At 62.0% G+C, this 15,955-nt stretch carries 9 protein-coding genes; 3 read left to right on the top strand and 6 right to left on the bottom strand.

The features are described 5' to 3' along the window. Positions 1 to 3: 3 nt before the first annotated feature. The 3 genes from AACX99_RS16865 to AACX99_RS16855 all read left to right on the top strand — a co-directional run bounded on the left by AACX99_RS16865 (position 4) and on the right by AACX99_RS16855 (position 6,065). Positions 4 to 1,047 carry a TauD/TfdA family dioxygenase gene (locus AACX99_RS16865; protein ID WP_339413593.1) on the top strand — a complete coding sequence of 348 codons (1,044 nt, stop codon included), beginning with the start codon at positions 4 to 6 and terminating at the stop codon, positions 1,045 to 1,047. 112 nt (positions 1,048 to 1,159) lie between these two features. Then, a complete protein-coding gene (locus tag AACX99_RS16860; protein ID WP_339413591.1) occupies positions 1,160 to 5,788 on the top strand; it encodes an amino acid adenylation domain-containing protein in 4,629 nt (1,542 codons plus the stop codon). Between the two features lie 34 nt (positions 5,789 to 5,822). Beyond that, positions 5,823 to 6,065: a hypothetical protein gene (locus AACX99_RS16855; protein ID WP_339413589.1), complete on the top strand. Its 243-nt coding sequence runs from the start codon at positions 5,823 to 5,825 to the stop codon at positions 6,063 to 6,065. Between the two features lie 64 nt (positions 6,066 to 6,129). Here the strand turns inward: AACX99_RS16855 and AACX99_RS16850 are convergent, their stop codons facing one another. The 6 genes from AACX99_RS16850 to AACX99_RS16825 all read right to left on the bottom strand — a co-directional run bounded on the left by AACX99_RS16850 (position 6,130) and on the right by AACX99_RS16825 (position 15,615). Then, positions 6,130 to 6,435: a DUF3325 family protein gene (locus AACX99_RS16850; RefSeq protein ID WP_339413588.1), complete on the bottom strand. Its 306-nt coding sequence runs from the start codon at positions 6,433 to 6,435 to the stop codon at positions 6,130 to 6,132. Beyond that, positions 6,428 to 7,975: a PepSY-associated TM helix domain-containing protein gene (locus AACX99_RS16845; protein WP_339413587.1), complete on the bottom strand. Its 1,548-nt coding sequence runs from the start codon at positions 7,973 to 7,975 to the stop codon at positions 6,428 to 6,430. The genes AACX99_RS16850 and AACX99_RS16845 overlap by 8 nt, the downstream gene beginning before the upstream one ends. Then, positions 7,975 to 8,274, bottom strand: coding sequence for a hypothetical protein (locus AACX99_RS16840; protein WP_339413586.1), 300 nt, complete (start codon positions 8,272 to 8,274; stop codon positions 7,975 to 7,977). The genes AACX99_RS16845 and AACX99_RS16840 overlap by 1 nt, the downstream gene beginning before the upstream one ends. Before the next feature lie 102 nt (positions 8,275 to 8,376). After that, positions 8,377 to 10,476 carry a TonB-dependent siderophore receptor gene (locus AACX99_RS16835; RefSeq protein ID WP_339413585.1) on the bottom strand — a complete coding sequence of 700 codons (2,100 nt, stop codon included), beginning with the start codon at positions 10,474 to 10,476 and terminating at the stop codon, positions 8,377 to 8,379. A 174-nt stretch (positions 10,477 to 10,650) separates the two neighbouring features. Further along, positions 10,651 to 12,312, bottom strand: coding sequence for a cyclic peptide export ABC transporter (locus AACX99_RS16830; protein ID WP_339413584.1), 1,662 nt, complete (start codon positions 12,310 to 12,312; stop codon positions 10,651 to 10,653). Positions 12,313 to 12,342: 30 nt separating this feature from the next. Beyond that, positions 12,343 to 15,615 (bottom strand): amino acid adenylation domain-containing protein, encoded by a 3,273-nt coding sequence (locus tag AACX99_RS16825; RefSeq protein ID WP_339413583.1) that lies wholly within the window; start codon positions 15,613 to 15,615, stop codon positions 12,343 to 12,345. Positions 15,616 to 15,955: the final 340 nt, after the last annotated feature.

Raw genomic sequence — 15,955 nt, 5'->3', positions numbered from 1 at the left:
CCCATGACTACTTCCCTGACCCTCGGCGGCATGCGCCGTAAAGCCATCCGTTTGGAAGAAGACGCCCTGGTGCGCTTCACCCCACTGCTGCCCGGCCAGACATTCCCACTGCTATGCGAACCCGCCACCGCCGGGGTCAGCCTCCAGGCCTGGGCCGAACGCCAGCGCGAGCTGCTGGAAAGCAAGCTGCTAGAACATGGCGCGATTCTCTTTCGCGGCTTCGCCGTGGGCTCGGCCAACGAGTTCGATCAGTGCATCAGCGCCCTGTCCGGCGGCGCTCTGGAGTACCGCTTCCGCGCCTCACCGCGCACCCAGGTCAACCCCGGCCTGAACATCTACACCTCCACCGACTACCCCCAGGATCAGCGGATCTTCCCGCACAATGAGCATTCCTACTCGCCGGTATTCCCGCTGAAGATCTTCCTCTGGTGCGACGTCGCTCCAGAATGGCGCGGCGAAACGCCGATCGGCGATACCCGCGCCATTACCCGCGCGATCGATCCGGCGATCCGCGAACGCTTTGCCGAGAAAGGCATCATGTACGTGCGCAATTACGGCGACGGCTTCGGCCTGCCCTGGCAAACGGTGTTCCAGACCGAAGACCGTGCCCAGGTCGAGGCTTACTGCGCCAACGTCGGCATTGCCGTGGAATGGAAAGCGGACAACCGACTGCGCACCCGCCAAGTCGGCCCGGCGTTAGTACGCCATCCGCGCAACGGCGAGATTCTGTGGTTCAACCACGCCACCTTCTTCCACGTCAGTACCCTGCCGGCTTCGGTACGCGATGCCCTGCAAGCCGACTTCGCCGACGACGACCTGCCGCAGAACACCTTCTACGGCGACGGCAGCCCGATCGAGCCCGAGGTACTGGAGCATCTACGCGCGGTCTACCTGCAGCAAATGATCGAGTTCCCCTGGCAACGCGGCGACGTGCTGCTGCTGGACAACATGCTCGCGGTGCACGCGCGCAACGAATACAACGGCCCGCGGCGCATCCTGGTGTCCATGGCCGAAGCGCTGAATAGCAGCGACGTGGCGCTCAGATAGCCCACCGTAACGATCTTTAGGAGCCAGCTCTGCTGGCAATAGGAGCCACCGTAAGAGCATCGCCAGCGAGCTGGTTCCTACATCTGCCTCCCTTTTCCAAAGGCCAACGGACATGTCCATCGAAGGTTTCCGCCCCGCTCTACAACAAACCCGTCACTGGCGCATCGCCCCCCATGCCGCAGCGCACCTGCGCGCCGAGCTACCGGCAGGCATCGACCCGCAACGCCTGCATGCCGCCCTCGGTCAATTGCTGGCGCGCCATGAAATTCTGCGTACCCGCCTGACTGCCGTGCCAGGTATGCAACTGCCAGTGCAGGTGATCGCCGAGAGCCTGAATTTCACCTGGCAAATCGTCGAGGTCAGCGCGGCGGGCGCTGAAGCCCGCCTGCTGGCCGAGCTAGCCGCCAGCGCAACTAACCCCGAGCAACCGCCCCTGGCCGCCGCCCTGCTGTGCAACGGCCCGAGCAACCACCTATTGCTGACCCTGCCGGCCGCCAACGCCGACGCCGCGACCCTGGAGCGTCTGCTGCTGGAATTGGCCGCCCTCTACCAAGGCCAGAGCCTGGACGACGAAGCGGTGCAGTACGCCGACTTCGCCGAGTGGCAGCACGAACTGATCAGCGGCCCGGACGGTGACGCCGGTCGCGCCTTCTGGCAGCGCCAGCAGGCGGCGGAACTGCTGAGCCCAGCCCACCCGTTCCAGCACCCGCGCGCGGAACAGGGTTACCGGCCAGAGCGAGTCGAGCAAACCCTGCCCGCCGCCGCCCAAGACCGCCTGCACAGCACCTTCGCCGGGCTGAACGCTCAACCGGCAACGGTTTTCGGCCTGTGCTGGGCGACCCTGCTGCAACGCCATCTGGGTTTGCCGCGCCTGCTGCTCGGCTGGTGCCATGAAGGCCGTAACGACGCCACGCAAACCGCCTTCGGCGCCTACGCCAAGGGGTTGCCATTGCTGCTCGCGGTGGACGAAAACCAACCCCTGGCGGCACTCACCGGCGAGTTCGACGCACTGCTGGCGGAAGCCGAAGCCTGGCAGGAAAGCTGGCCGGGCGATGCGCCGGGGCTGCCCTTCAGCTTCCGCTATAGCCAGTGTAAGCCTTGCCCCTGGCCGATTGTGGAGCTGGAGGCCGACGGCGATCCCTCGACCCTGAAGCTCGATGTACAAGAGCGCAACGGCCAGTTCGCCTTTGCCCTGCGCTATGACGCGAGCCGCCTGACCGGGCATGCCGCCGGCCTGATCCTCGAACAGTTCCTCGCCCTCTGCGAACAGGCCTCCAGCGCCAGCCAGCGCCCGTTACGCGAGGCCAGCGGCATAGACACGCGGCAAGCCGAATGGCTCGCCGACCTCAACCGCACAGAGGCGAACATCGCCGCGCCGGCATTGTTGCATCAGCTGTTCGAAGCCCAGGTCGAGGCCCGCCCCGAGGCTATCGCCCTCAGCCACGGCGGCGTCCAAGTCAGCTATGCCGAACTGGAGCGCCAGGCCAATCGCCTGGCCCATCGCCTGCGCCAAGCCGGCCTGGGTGCCGGTCAACCGGTGGGACTGTTCCTCGGTCGCACCCGCGAGGCCATAGTCGCCATTCTCGGCATTCTCAAGGCCGGCGGCGCCTACCTGCCGCTGGACCCGGCCTACCCCCCCGAGCGCCTGGCCGACATGCTGGAACAAACCCAAGCGCCGCTGCTGCTGAGCGTCAGCGCCCTCGCCGAGCGTCTGCCGGCCGGCAATTACCACAGCCTCTGGCTGGATGCCGAAGACCAGGCCGAGCTGCCCGAGCAGCGCCCCGCGCCCATCGGCCACCCGGACCAGTTGGCCTACCTGATCTTCACCTCCGGCTCCACCGGCCGGCCCAAGGGCGTGATGGTCTCGCACCGCAACGCCGTACATTCCACCAGCGCCCGCTGGCTGGGTTACCAGGAGCCGCTGGAGGCCTTCCTGCTGGTTTCCGGCCTGGCCTTCGATAGCTCGGTGGCTGGCCTGTTCTGGAGCCTCAGCCAAGGCGGTACCCTGTGCCTGCCGGAAGACGTCCAGGTACAGGACGCCCTGGCCCTCGGCCGCTTGATCGCCGAGCAACGCATCAGCCATTGCCTGATGCTGCCCTCGCTCTATGCCCAGGTGCTGGAACAAGGCGGCGAACACCTGAGCAGCCTGCGCTGCGCCATAGTCGCCGGCGAAGCCTGCCAGGCCGCAGTAGCGACGCGGCACCGTGAGGTCTGCCCGAGCGCCGCGCTTTACAACGAATATGGCCCAACCGAAGGCAGCGTCTGGTGCAGCCTGTACCGCAGCCAGGGCGAAGAACAAGGCGTACTGCCCATCGGCCGCGCCATCGCCAATATGCGTGTGCAAGTGCTGGATGAGCGGCTACAAGCGGTCGCCCCTGGTGTCGCCGGGGAGATCTATATCGGCGGCGCCGGCATCACCCAGGGCTACCTCGGCCGCTCGGATCTCACCGCCGAGCGTTATCTGCCAGACCCCTTTGGCGCGCCGGGCAGTCGCCTGTACCGCAGCGGCGATATCGGCCGGTTGAACGCCGAAGGCGATCTGGAATTCCTCGGCCGCGTTGATCATCAAGTGAAAATTCGCGGTTTCCGTATCGAGTTGGGCGAGATCGAGGCGCGCCTGCTGGAGCATCCAGCCCTGCGCGAAGCAGCGGTGATCGCCCGGCAGAACCCCGCCGGCGAAGCCGAGCTGGTGGCCTATGTGGTCGCCCGCGACGCCTGCCCCGGCGCGCAAACGCTGGGCCAGCACCTGGCCGAGCGCCTGCCGGAGCATATGCTGCCGGGCGCCTACGTGGTGCTGCCGGCGCTGCCGCTGACCCCCAACGGCAAGCTCGACCGCGCCGCCCTGCCCGCCCCCGAGCGCGGCGGACAACGCGCCTACCGCGCCCCACGCAACGAGCGGGAAGGTCTGCTCGCCGGCCTCTGGGCAGAAGTTCTGGGCGTGACAAAAGTCGGCCTCGACGATCACTTCTTCGAGCTCGGCGGCCACTCGCTAACCGCCACCCGCCTGATCTCGCGCCTGCGCAGCGTCTTGAATCTCGAAGTGCCGGTGCGTGCGCTGTTCCAGCATCCGACCCTGGGCGCTTTCGCCGACCAAGCCCTGCCGGCTGCCAGCGCGCCCGCGTTACCGCCGATCCAACCGGCCGCTGGCGATAGCGCGCTGCCGCTGTCCTTCGCCCAGGAACGTCTGTGGCTGTTCGACCGCCTACATCCTGGCACTACCGCCTACAACGTCGCCGAGGCGGTGCGGCTTTCCGGCGAGCTGGACCAGCCGGCGCTGGAACGCAGCTTCAGCGAACTGCTGCGCCGCCACGCCGGTCTGCGTACCCGCTTCGTTCTGGAGAATGGCCAGCCGCTGCAACACGTCGACGCGCCGCGTGCCTTCCCGCTGCCGCTGCTGGACATCAGCAGCCTGAGCGAAGCCGAGCGCGAGCAGGCGCTGCGCAGCCAACTGGACAGCCTGGCGTTGCAGCCCTTCGACCTGGCTCGCGGGCCGCTGATCCGCGCCGGGCTGATGCGCCTGGACGCGTACAATCACGTGCTCTGGCTATGCCTGCACCATATCGTCACCGACGGCTGGTCGATGCGCGTGCTGACAAGCGAACTGATCGCGCTTTACGCCGCATTCAGCGCCGGCCAACCCTCACCGTTGAGCGAGCCGGCGCTGCAATATGCCGACTTCGCCCACTGGCAGCGCCGCCAGCTCAGCCCCGAGGCACTCAAGCCACAGCTCGACTTCTGGCTCGCCCACCTGGGCAAAGACCGCCCGCTGCTGCAGTTGCGCGGTATGCGTCCGCGCCCAGCGCTGCCCAGCCATCGCGGCGCCCAGTACGAGTTCAGCCTCGACACCGAACTGACCCAGGCGCTGCACGAGCTGACCCAGCAGCGGGGCGTGACCCTGTTCAGCACCTTGCTCACCGCCTTCAAGCTGCTCCTTGCCGGGCACAGCGGGCAGCACGACATCCGCGTCGGCATCCCGATCGCCAACCGCAATCAGCAAGCGCTCGAAGGGCTGATCGGCTTCTTCGTCAACACCCTGGCCCTGCGCATCGATCTGAGCGCTAACCCCTCGTTCGAGGCGCTGCTGGTTCAACTGCACGACACTATGCTGGCCGCCCACGACAATCAGGACCTGCCGTTCGAGCAGCTGCTGCAAGCGCTGCCCAATACCCAGCAGCAGAGTGCGCCGCTGCTGCAGGTGATGTTCGATCTGCACCGCGAACGCATCCTCGCCTCCAGCGAGTTCGGCAACTTGCAGATCACCCCCCTGGAGGAAGGCAGCAACCACAGCACACTGTTCGATCTGATGCTGGATATCGGCGAGCGCGAACACGGCCTGGTCGCCACCTTCACATACAGCACCGACCTGTTCGAGCCAGAGAATGTCGCCATGCTGGCCGAGGACTATCGGCAATTGCTACGCCATGTGGTGCGACAGCCGCAGGCGAGTCTGGAGCAATTGAGCGAGCAGCTCAGCCAGGCAACCGCAGCCGACCAGCGTAGCGCCCTGAAGGCGGAAACCCAGGTGTACGCCCTGCTCGAAGAACTGCTGGAACAACCCACGCTCGACCCGCAGGCAAGCTTCTTCGAGCAAGGCGGCACTTCGCTCAAGGCAGTATTGCTCTGTGCGCGGTTGCAAGCGCTATGGGGCACGGCGATCCCAGCGCAACTGGTGTTCCTGCATCCGCAATTGGCCGATCTGGTACGGGTGCTCAAGCCCTATGCGGGCGGTATGGCACGCTAGCTGGAAGTAGCGCGGATGATGGTTCTCCTCCGCCTTGGCGGGGGAAGGAGCTAACTTCAAGGGAATAAAAGATGGACGAATAGGAAAAAAGCGGGCGTTTTACTCGGCATGGCTGGCCGCAACGCTGGTCTTCGCGGTCATGCTGTTTGCTGTAATGACGGAAGATGGCGGCCTGGACCAAGCGAAAATAGCCGTGGGAAGCGTAGTGTTGTTGATCGCTTCCGTGCTGATTCGTGCTTACTTCAAGAATGAGTTTCTGCGCGATAGCCGGCCATAGAGAACGTCCACACGAAAGGATCGGATGCAAAATCCGTAGGCGGGGTATAACCCCCGCGAGGCGACTACCGACTCAACAGCCTGGCCAGCGGCCACAACCACTGCGGTCGCCAAGCCAGGGTGAAGGCCAGGGCATAGCCGCAGGGTGGCAGTAGAAGCAGCCAGACCAGGCTGCCGAATGTCGCGCCTTGAGAAGCCCAGGCCAGCAGCAGGCTTAACGCCAGACTGCCCCAGCCGATAGGCACTATCCAAGTTTGGCGCGGAGAATAGATGTTCAGGGTTTTCCAGTGCTTGCCCTGGGCCAACGCCAGGCAAGCCAGGCCGAGCAGATGCAGCGCCAGCATGCCGCCGCCGAGCAACAGATCAAGCATCTTCCAGCGCCTCGAGTCGCAACGCCCGCGCCTTGCGCCGCCCCAGGCGTAACCAGGCACTGGCAGCCAGGCATGCCGTCAGCAGCAAAACCCCATCCACCCCGGCTATCGCCCATTGGGCTTGGCTCAGCGCTCGCCACAAATAGTCGTCGGTGGTGATGCCGTTGAGCAGCGATGTCGCCAGCGCCAGCAAAGCAATAGCCGCACATTGGCTGCGCCAGGGCGCACGCAGTTCGGCGCAGCGGCAAATGACCAAGAGGGCATGCAAGGTTGCGGCTATCCAAGCGGCGAAGAACAGCCACACCTCCCAGCTCGCCCGTTGCGCCAGGGTCTCCGGCAACAGTCGATTGGCCGCCAGCATGCTCAGGGTCGCCAAAGGCAAGCCGGTGATCAGGCTGGCGGCAACAACCTCGACCAGACGCACGCCGGCGCGCCCCAGAGGCAAGCGCAAGCGACGTTTCTCGCTCCAGTACAGCATGCCGCTGGCCAGCATGATGCAACCGCTGACACCGGCCAGGAAATACAGAGCACGCAGCAGCGGCTGCTGGAAGTGCGCCACATGCAGCCCTGCCAGTAGGCTATAGGTGGAAGCCGCCGGTTTGAGCCGGGACTGGTGCAACAACTGTCCGCTGGCTCCGTCGAAGAACAGGGTCTCGCCGTCGATGCTCAAGCGATCCGCCAAGGAACGGCTGATTTCCACATAGGCGCCAGCGTCGCCTGGGTGCCAAACGCGGACAAAAGTCAGCTCGCCGTCCCGCCATATCGCACGGGCCTGTGCGGCCATGGCATCCAGTGATGCCAGTCGGCCCGACTGGCCCGACGGTGGTCGACTGAAGGTATCACGCGCTTCGCTGGCGAATTCGCCAGGTTGCTCCGAGTATGCCGCGAGGAGGCCAGCCGGCAGATACTGAGGAAAGCTGATAACCGGACCGCTCAACAGGATGACCAGATAGAACGGCAGTGCGAACACACCGGATAGATTATGAAGATCTAGCAAACGCCGCGGCGCCTTGTTTGGGCGGAAGCTGAAGAAGTCCTTGAACAGCCGCACATGAATCAGCAGCCCAGCAATCATCACCATCAAACCGGCCATACTGGCCAGACCCACTAGCAGCAAGCCAAGATTACCGGCCTCCAAGTGCAACATGTAATGGAAGCGGTAAAAGAAATCCCCACCCTGGCTTCCCGACGTTTCCAGTAACTGGCCAGTGGCCTGGTCGATAAAGCGGCTCTGCCCTTCTCCCTGCATATCCCAGGTCTGCAGACGCAACACAGGGACCCTGGCACTGGGCAACTCCACATACCATTGCTCAAGCGCCTGTCCCGTCGTTAAACGTTCGACCTCAGGCAATATCTGACGATCCAAGGACAGCTCGACGACCGGCGCTGACAACCGCGTTTGCGGTAGCATCCAACGATCCAGTTCGCTGTTGTACAAGGCGAGGCTGCCCATAAAGAACGCTACGAACAGCACCCAGGTACAGGCCAGACCGAGGACGCTATGCAGCCAAAGCATGGCCTCGCGCAGGTTGGCAAACATCAGTTGGTGCCCCAGTTACCGAACGCACCGAGCATCAGGCTAGTAACTGCCACTATGCCCCAGAGCCACAATGGCCGCTGTGTTGCCAGCGTTGCCAGAGTCAACACTGGATAAAGCACGAAGCCCAGCAGACTGCTGACGATCACCGCCTCGCTGCGTGCCATCCCCAGGCATGACAAGGCGACGGCGGCAAATTCGGTGGACGTCCAGATCACTGCATAGGAACCGAGCAGTACCGCCAGCAGGCAAGCGGCACGAGCACGGGCACGGGGCGAAGACTTTTTGGCAACGCTGGGCACGGTCAGTAGCTCCTGAAAGACAAAAGGCCCAGCCCCTCAAAAGGGCTGGACCTTGGTTACCCTACAGGGGAGAGCCGATACTCACCCCCGCTAAGCCTGCGCTTAAAACTTAGCGCGCAGGGTCAGGGTGGCGGCACGAGGGTCACCCCAGATATTGCCGTCCTGCATGGTATTGATGCGCTGGTAGTACTTCTTGTCGGTCAGGTTGGTCGCCAACAGATCCGCAGACAACTGCGGGGTGATCTGGTAGCCCACACCGGCATCGAACAGGGTGTAGCCGCTTTGCTGCAACTTGGCATCGTCTAGCGGCGTGATGGTGTTGTAGGTCTTGCTGACGCTATTCATGCCGGCCTGCAGATTCCAGCGCTGCAACTCACCCGGCAGTTGGTAGCGAGTCCATACGCGCAAGATATGCTTAGGGGTGAAGATTTTGACGGTGTCGGTGCTGTTCAGATAATCCTTGTGGGTGTAGGTGTAGTTAGCATTCAAGGTCCAGTTGGAGGTCAGCTGGCCGTTGAGTTCGGTCTCGAAACCACGACTACGCGCCTTGCCACCGGCTATCGATGCATTGTTCAGGTCGTCAATCGCGCGATTCTCTTCTTCGACCTGAAACAGGGCAAAGGATGCCGCCAGAGCACCGCCCATGTACTCGCCCTTAATACCGGTTTCCCACTGCTCGCCCTGCAGGGGCTCAAGCATGCCGCCGCTGCTATCACGGGTACGTGCATTATGCGGCTGGAACACTTCGGCGTAGCTGGCGTAGAGGGAGTAGGTCTGATTGATGTCATAGACCAAACCGACAAAAGGGGTGAACTCGCCATCTACATTATCGGTGGTCTTGCCGGTGCGAGCCCCGGAAGGCGCGTAAGTGGTATTGCTGAAGTCCCACCAGGACAGACGACCGCCCAGCACAAGGGTTAGCGGATCGGCCAAGCTCAAGCGCAGATTGCTGTAGATGCCACGCTGGCGGGTATCTGCGAAAACATCTTCCACATTGGCAAAACCGGGTTGCGCCGAGACGACCTGAGGATCGAACAGATCGACCTCCTCAAGAAACTCAGAGTCGGAGTTTCCGTTATCGCTAAACTCGGAACGCGAGTAGTTAGCGCCAAGCAGTAGTTTGTGCTCGCGGCCGAACAGGCTGAACGGCCCATCGACATAGGCATCAACTTCATTCTGCTCTTCACGGTAGTCGAAGCGAATGGCGTTGATATCTACCAGATTGGTCGCAGGGTCAATGCCCATGCCGTTGCGAGCGTAGGCCTGTGTCAGGTCGTAGTTATTTTGTGCATGGCGCAGGGACAGCTTGGCCTTCCAGTCACCCGCCAGTTGCTGCTCCAGCTCGGCAAAGGCGCTATCGCTCCAGAAATAGTCGCGATTCCAATCGGCGCCGTAGAAGTTGTCGCGTGAGACATCGACTAGCTTCAGTTTAAAATCTCCGTCTGGAGTCTGCGACAGATAGGACGGCAGCGAGCGTTGTGCACCCCGAGCATCCACTTCCTGGTGGCTGACACCTAGGGTAAACAGTGTATCCGGAGTCACATCGGCTTCCAGCACGCCGTAGAAGAGATTACTTTTCTCATCGCCACCGTCGTAATGGAACTGACGATCACGCTGACTGGCTACTGCACGACCACGGATATTGCCACTCTCGGTCAGCGGACCGGTGACATCGACCATTCCCCGGTAGTCGTCCCAAGAACCGGCGCTCAGCTCGCCGGACACCGCCGCGTCGCCCTGTGGCCGCTTGCGCACTAGGTTGATGCTGCCACCAGTGCCGCCGGTGCCATTGAGGATGCCGGCCGGGCCTTTGAGTACTTCCACCCGCTCGTACATGGCCAGATCCGGCGAGAGGAAAATGCGGTTATCCAGAGTCGTAGGCGTGCCATCCAGCGACAAGGAGGTCATCTCGAAACCACGGGAAAAATAGGTTGTGCGGTTGGCATCGATACGCTGCACCGTCACCCCGCCGACCTGCTTCATGGCCTGCTCCAGGGTGTAGAGGTTCTGCTCCTCGATGCGCTCCTGGCCCACCACGTTCACAGTCTGCGGGACTTCGCGCAGCTTGAGCGGGACTTTCGATCCGGCAGTGACCAGCGTCTGATCGTCCTGTTTGCCGGTGATCGTTTGCGCTGGCAGATCCAAGCTATCAACCTGCTCCTCGGCCCAAGACGCGCCTGAACAGGCGATGCCGGTCAGCATAAATGGCACCAATAGACGGTTTTGAACCCGCGCAGACCGCTTCGACTGCTTACACCGACGCTGCATACCGCTCTCCCTGACAGTTTTAATCGAATCACTAACGATAATGATTTTCAATAATAGCTAAATGCTGGCCAACCCCACAACCCCAATGCCGCCGTTAGCCGCATGGTCTTAGGCCCCAACTCCAGCCGTGGCAACATTTTGCGGCTTCTGCAGCGGGGTGAAGGCACTGCTATCCAGAGCGCTAAGTTGCCCACTGTCGCAACGGATAACCCTGTCGGCGACAGCGAAGTAGCGGTCGTCATGGCTAATGGCAATCACCGTCTTGCCGCAGGCCTTCAGCTCGGGCAACAGTTCCAAATAAAAGAACGCACGGAAGGCCGGATCCTGATCCGCAGCCCACTCGTCGAGTAGCAGGATCGGCCGCTCCTCCACCAACGCCACCAGCAGAGCGAGGCGCTTACGCTGCCCCTGGGACAACTGAGTTGTGGAAAGCAGGCCGGCTGGATCGATGGATACCTTGCGGTCCATGCGCAGGCGAGCCAGCCAGGCCTGAGCCAGAGACAGATCAAAATCGCCTGTCGGGCCGACCAGGCGCTCGAACAGATGGAAGCTGGAAAACACCGTGGAAAAATGGCTGCGATACCAATCTCTTCGCTCATCGGTAATCGCCTCGCCGTACAGGCTTAACAGCCCGCTGCTTGGGCGATATAGCCCTGTCAGCAACTTGGCCAGGGTCGACTTACCACTGCCGTTGCCGCCGACGATGAACAGGGTTTCGCCCGCATAGACCTGCAGGTCTATGGGACCCAAGTGAAAGCCATAGTCATCGCTGACGGAGGGGTAAGCGTAAGTTAGCCCCTCGAGTTTGAGCAGCAACTCGCCGTGGTTGGGAAAACTGGGTTGTTGGGCTGAGAAATCGGGGCTGCTTGGGGCCAGAGTCAGTGACTCGATCTTGGCCAAAGCCACATTCCCGGAAACCAAGGTGGGCAGGCTCCCGATCATATCGTTGAGTGGCATGCGCAAAAACATCAGTACCAAGACGAAAGCCGCCACAGTGGCAGCCGCTATGCCCAACAACGTTCCAGCGGCAAATAACCCACCGGCCAGGCCAAGGATTAGCGTCACTGTCCAGTTCAGACTGAGCGTCCAATAGCGATCGGCAAGTACCTCGTTGGCCCGAGCGCGATCTGCTGCAGGAAGCAGATCCAGCTCGTAGAAGCGTCGCTTGCGTGGCGTATTCAACGCCAGTTCGTAGCGCCCCTCGATGGCCGCGGTATAGGCGGCGTAAAGCTGATCATCAGTGTCGCGCACCACTTTCATCAGTTCGCGCATGCGCGCAAACCAACCATGGGCCAACCAGACGCCCAGTCCCAGCAACAACCCACACAGCAGCAACAGCTGCCAGGACAGCCAGGCCAGATAGGCGAACCCCCCCAGCATCAAGATACCGTTGTAGAGCACAAAGGGTAGTCGGTTGAAGGCCTGACCTATGGACTCGACGTCCTTGCTCAGGGTGGCATATAGGCCTGCAGCGCCGATCTTCTCCAATTGCTCGATAGGCGTGTCCAGCAGACGCTTGACCAATTGCAGGCGCAGCTCATAGACCACCCGGTGGCCCAGGGCGGTCAGCAAGGCTTGGGAAGCGAAGCCACAGCCAAATAGCACCAATAGCAGACCGAGATAATAGCTCCCTCGCGCAATGCTCATGGTCTGAACACCGGCGATCATCTGATTGATTTCGTTGAGCAGCGCTATGCCAGCCGCCGCGCTCGCCAGGCTGCCCAGCAGAGCCAGCGTAAGCAGGCCACGGTGGCGTCGCAGCAAAGACATAAAGACCGTCATGAGTAACCCTCGATACGCTTATTCATAGTCTTGCAACAGGCTGTCGATCTGCGCCCATTGATCCTCTTCAGGTGTCAGGCAGGCTTGTTCGATTAACAGGGCCATATCGCTCAGACGCGGATGGGCAAACAACTCAGCCAAGGCCACCTCGCAGTCGAACTCGCGGGCGATCCGCGCCTGGATGCGCACTAGCTGCAAGGACTGCGCGCCCAGAGCGAAGAGCTCATCCTGGCGTGAAGTGACGCTTCCCCCGAGCACGTCAGCCCAGATCGCGGCCAAGCGTCTTTCGCTATCACTGACCAGCGGCATCGCCGCTTCGCCCGCCCCCCAAACAGGAGCAGGCAATGCCTGGCGGTCAATCTTTCCGTTGGCATTCAGAGGAAAATTCTCCAGCCTGACGAAAGCCGCCGGCAGCATGTAGGCCGGCAGCCGCTCGCGCAGATAGGGACCGAGGCTTTCGCTGACCAACTCAGGAGCCGCGCGCAGGTAGGCAACCAACGCATCCTGTCCGCCAGGTGCTTTGCGTATCGCCACCACAGCCTGTTGCACCTCGCCATGGGCGCTCAACGCTGCTTCGATTTCGCCTAACTCGATACGAAAGCCTCGCAGTTTCACCTGAAAGTCCCGACGCCCGAGGAACTCAACACTGCCGTCGGCGCGGTAGCGGGCCAGATCGCCAGTGCGATAGAGCCGGCTGCCAGTTCCAGCTCCAGGAGCCTCGGCCACAGCGAAGGGATTTGGCACAAAGGCCGCGGCGGTCAAATCAGCACGTCCGGCATAGCCACGAGCCAGGCCGGCACCGCCGATATACAACTCCCCCGCTACGCCGGGCGGCTGCGGTTGTAAATACTCATCGAGGATATACAGGCGGTTATTGACCAGCGGCCGACCTATAGGGACGACTGCTGCATCTACTCGCTCAACCTTCTGCACCGTCGACCAAACGGTAGTTTCGGTCGGCCCGTAGACATTGTTTAGACGCACACCACGCGCCAGCAGGCGTTCGGCCAACTCTCCGGTCAGTGCTTCGCCGCCACAAAGTACCCGCAGTCCCTGCCAGGCTTGACTGTCGTGTTCCAGCAACATCTGCCAGGTGGCCGGGGTCGCCTGCATCAGACTGATCGCCTGGGTCTCCAGCAGTTCGATCAAGGCGGCTGGCTGCAACACCTGCTCACGTTGGGCGAGCACTACGCAAGCCCCATGCAGCAACGGCAGGAATAGCTCCAGCACGGCGATATCGAAGCCCAGGGTAGTCACCGCCAGCAAGCGGTCATTGGCCGTCAGGCGCGCATGCGCTTGGATACCCTGGAGAAAATTGGCCAATGCTTCGCGCTCGATCTGCACGCCCTTGGGTCGGCCGGTAGAGCCGGATGTATAGAGGCAGTAAGCCAACTGCCGTGGATGCGCAGTCAACCCAGGGTTCGTTTCGCTGAGTGTCGCCAACGCCGGTTCCAGCGACTCCAGGGTGACCACCGGCAAGCTGCTATCGAACAGACCAGCCAGCGCTTCACAGGTCAGCAGCAGACGCGGCGCAGCCTGGCCGAGTATGTCGGCGTTGCGCGCCGACGGCTGCGCGGGATCTATCGGCAGGTAGGCTGCACCAGCCTTGTGGATGGCCAGTAACGCGATAAGCAGTAAGGCTTCGCGTTCTAGGCAAACGCCGACCAACTGTTCGGCCCCCACGCCCTGCCCGCGCAGCCAGTGCGCCAAGCGATTCGCCTGGGCATTTAACTCGGCATAGCTCAACTGCTCTGCGCCGCAGACCAGTGCGCAGCGCTCTGGGTCGGCCAGCACGCGCAGCTCGAACAGCGCCAGCATGTCGCCGCCCGACGTCAGCGCCTGCTCGGTGCGGTTCCAAAGGTTCAGCACTGCATCGCGCTCGCCGCTTACCAGCAGCGGTAGCTGCCAGACGCTTGATTCGGGGTTACCCAGCAATGCACCTAGCAGTTGCTGGTAATGCGCCGCTATTCGCTCGGCGGTGGCCGGCATGAACAGATCTAGACTGTATTCCAGCTCGCAGTGCACGCCATCCGGGCGCACTGCGACATCCAGGCTCAGGTCGAACTTGGCACTGTCGGCCTCGATCCGCAGCTGCTCGATATCGATATCCGCCAGACTTAGACGCACCTCAGCGCCGCTATTCAGGTTGAACATCGCCTGAAACAACGGAGTCCTGCTCGGATCGCGCTCAACTTGCAATTGTTCCAGCAACAGTTCGAATGGCAACTCGGCGTGATCCAGTGCCGACAAGGACTCTTGGCGTAACCGCCGGCATAGCTCGCGACCACTCGGCTGGGTGCTCAGATCAACCCGGTAGACCAAGGTATTGACGAAAAAACCTATCAGTTCCTCCAGTTCACCGCGGCTGCGCCCCGCATGGGGCACGCCAATGGCAAAGGCCTGCTGACCGCTGTAGCGCGCCAGCAGCACTTGCCAGGTCGCCAGCAGCAGCACGAAGGGTGTAAAGCCCTCGGCCCGGCAGAATGCCTGGGCGCGTGCAGTGAGTTCGGCCGGAATGGCGAAACGCAGGCGCTGCCCGCGCTGGCTCGGCTTGGCCGGACGCGGCAGGTCGGTGGGAAATTCCAATACCGGCACGCGCTCGCCCAGATAGTCGCACCAGTGACGCAGCTCACTCGCCAAGGCCTCACCTTGCAACTGCTGGCGCTGCCAAACAGCGTAATCGGCATATTGCACAGGCAGCGCCGGCAGTTCAGGCGTTTGTCCCGCCAGGGCCTGTGCGTAGGCGACGGCTAGGTCACGCACCAGAATAGGGTTGGACCAGGCATCCGAAACTATATGATGCATGGCCAGCAAGAGGCCGTGACTGTTCTCACCGAAGTGCAACAAAGTCACTCGCAGCAGTGGAGGCCGAGCCAGATCGAAGGGCCGCGCAGCCTCCTGATTTAAGCGGCTGCTAACTACTTCTACCTGCACCTCCTCAGACAGGCCAGCGTGCATTTCAATGGCAAGACTGAAAGGCACCTCATCAAGCGCAATTTGCTGAGACTCACCCTGAATGTCGTCGAAGCGACTACGCAATACCGCGTGCCGAGCCATAACAGCTTGGAAGGCGCTCTCCAACGCCGACACATCGAGCTTGCCGCGTAAGTGAAACGCCCGAGTAAGGTTGTAGGCAGTCGATTCTGGAGCCACACGCTGCAAAAACCACAGCCGCTGCTGAGCGAATGACAGAGGGGACGGCCCGGCAGATTGCAGTGAGGGTATGCGGCCAGCCTGAGGCGCTTCGTCCTCAAGCAGCAGCGCCAACAAGGCGCTATCGAACTCATTCATGCAAAGTAATTCCGGTACAAGGAGCCAAGGGGCGACTCCAAATGCGCACGGATACTAGGTGGCAATGATAATTATTGTCAACAACAAGCTAGGCTAGCCCGGCCTTATATTTCGGCACCCGAACCCCGCTAGAACTAGACCCCGCCAAGCTCTGGCTCAGGCAAAACAGCTTGATTGAGTCGATAACGACTCTGGTCAACTCTAACGAGAAGATTCCGATCACACAGACGACCAATTACTTGGCGGACACTAAGGAGAGAGAGCGCCTCACCGGCACTTACAAGATGCTCGTGGAGTTGACGAGAAGTCAGCCCTTCAGAGTGCTCGCCCTGCAAGGCGA

The organism is Pseudomonas sp. EA_35y_Pfl2_R5, from assembly GCF_963970805.1.
Classification (GTDB): domain Bacteria; phylum Pseudomonadota; class Gammaproteobacteria; order Pseudomonadales; family Pseudomonadaceae; genus Aquipseudomonas.
Note: the sequence above shows the minus strand (reverse complement) of the source record. Positions and strands in the feature narration are given on the sequence as shown.

Coding starts and splice junctions, on each gene's coding strand:
- AACX99_RS16835 (WP_339413585.1), bottom strand. CDS start 10,476: ATGCTGACCGGCATCGCCTGTTCAGGCGCGTCTTGGGCCGAGGAGCAG.
- AACX99_RS16845 (WP_339413587.1), bottom strand. CDS start 7,975: ATGTTTGCCAACCTGCGCGAGGCCATGCTTTGGCTGCATAGCGTCCTC.
- AACX99_RS16830 (WP_339413584.1), bottom strand. CDS start 12,312: ATGTCTTTGCTGCGACGCCACCGTGGCCTGCTTACGCTGGCTCTGCTG.
- AACX99_RS16825 (WP_339413583.1), bottom strand. CDS start 15,615: ATGAATGAGTTCGATAGCGCCTTGTTGGCGCTGCTGCTTGAGGACGAA.
- AACX99_RS16850 (WP_339413588.1), bottom strand. CDS start 6,435: ATGCTTGATCTGTTGCTCGGCGGCGGCATGCTGGCGCTGCATCTGCTC.
- AACX99_RS16860 (WP_339413591.1), top strand. CDS start 1,160: ATGTCCATCGAAGGTTTCCGCCCCGCTCTACAACAAACCCGTCACTGG.
- AACX99_RS16865 (WP_339413593.1), top strand. CDS start 4: ATGACTACTTCCCTGACCCTCGGCGGCATGCGCCGTAAAGCCATCCGT.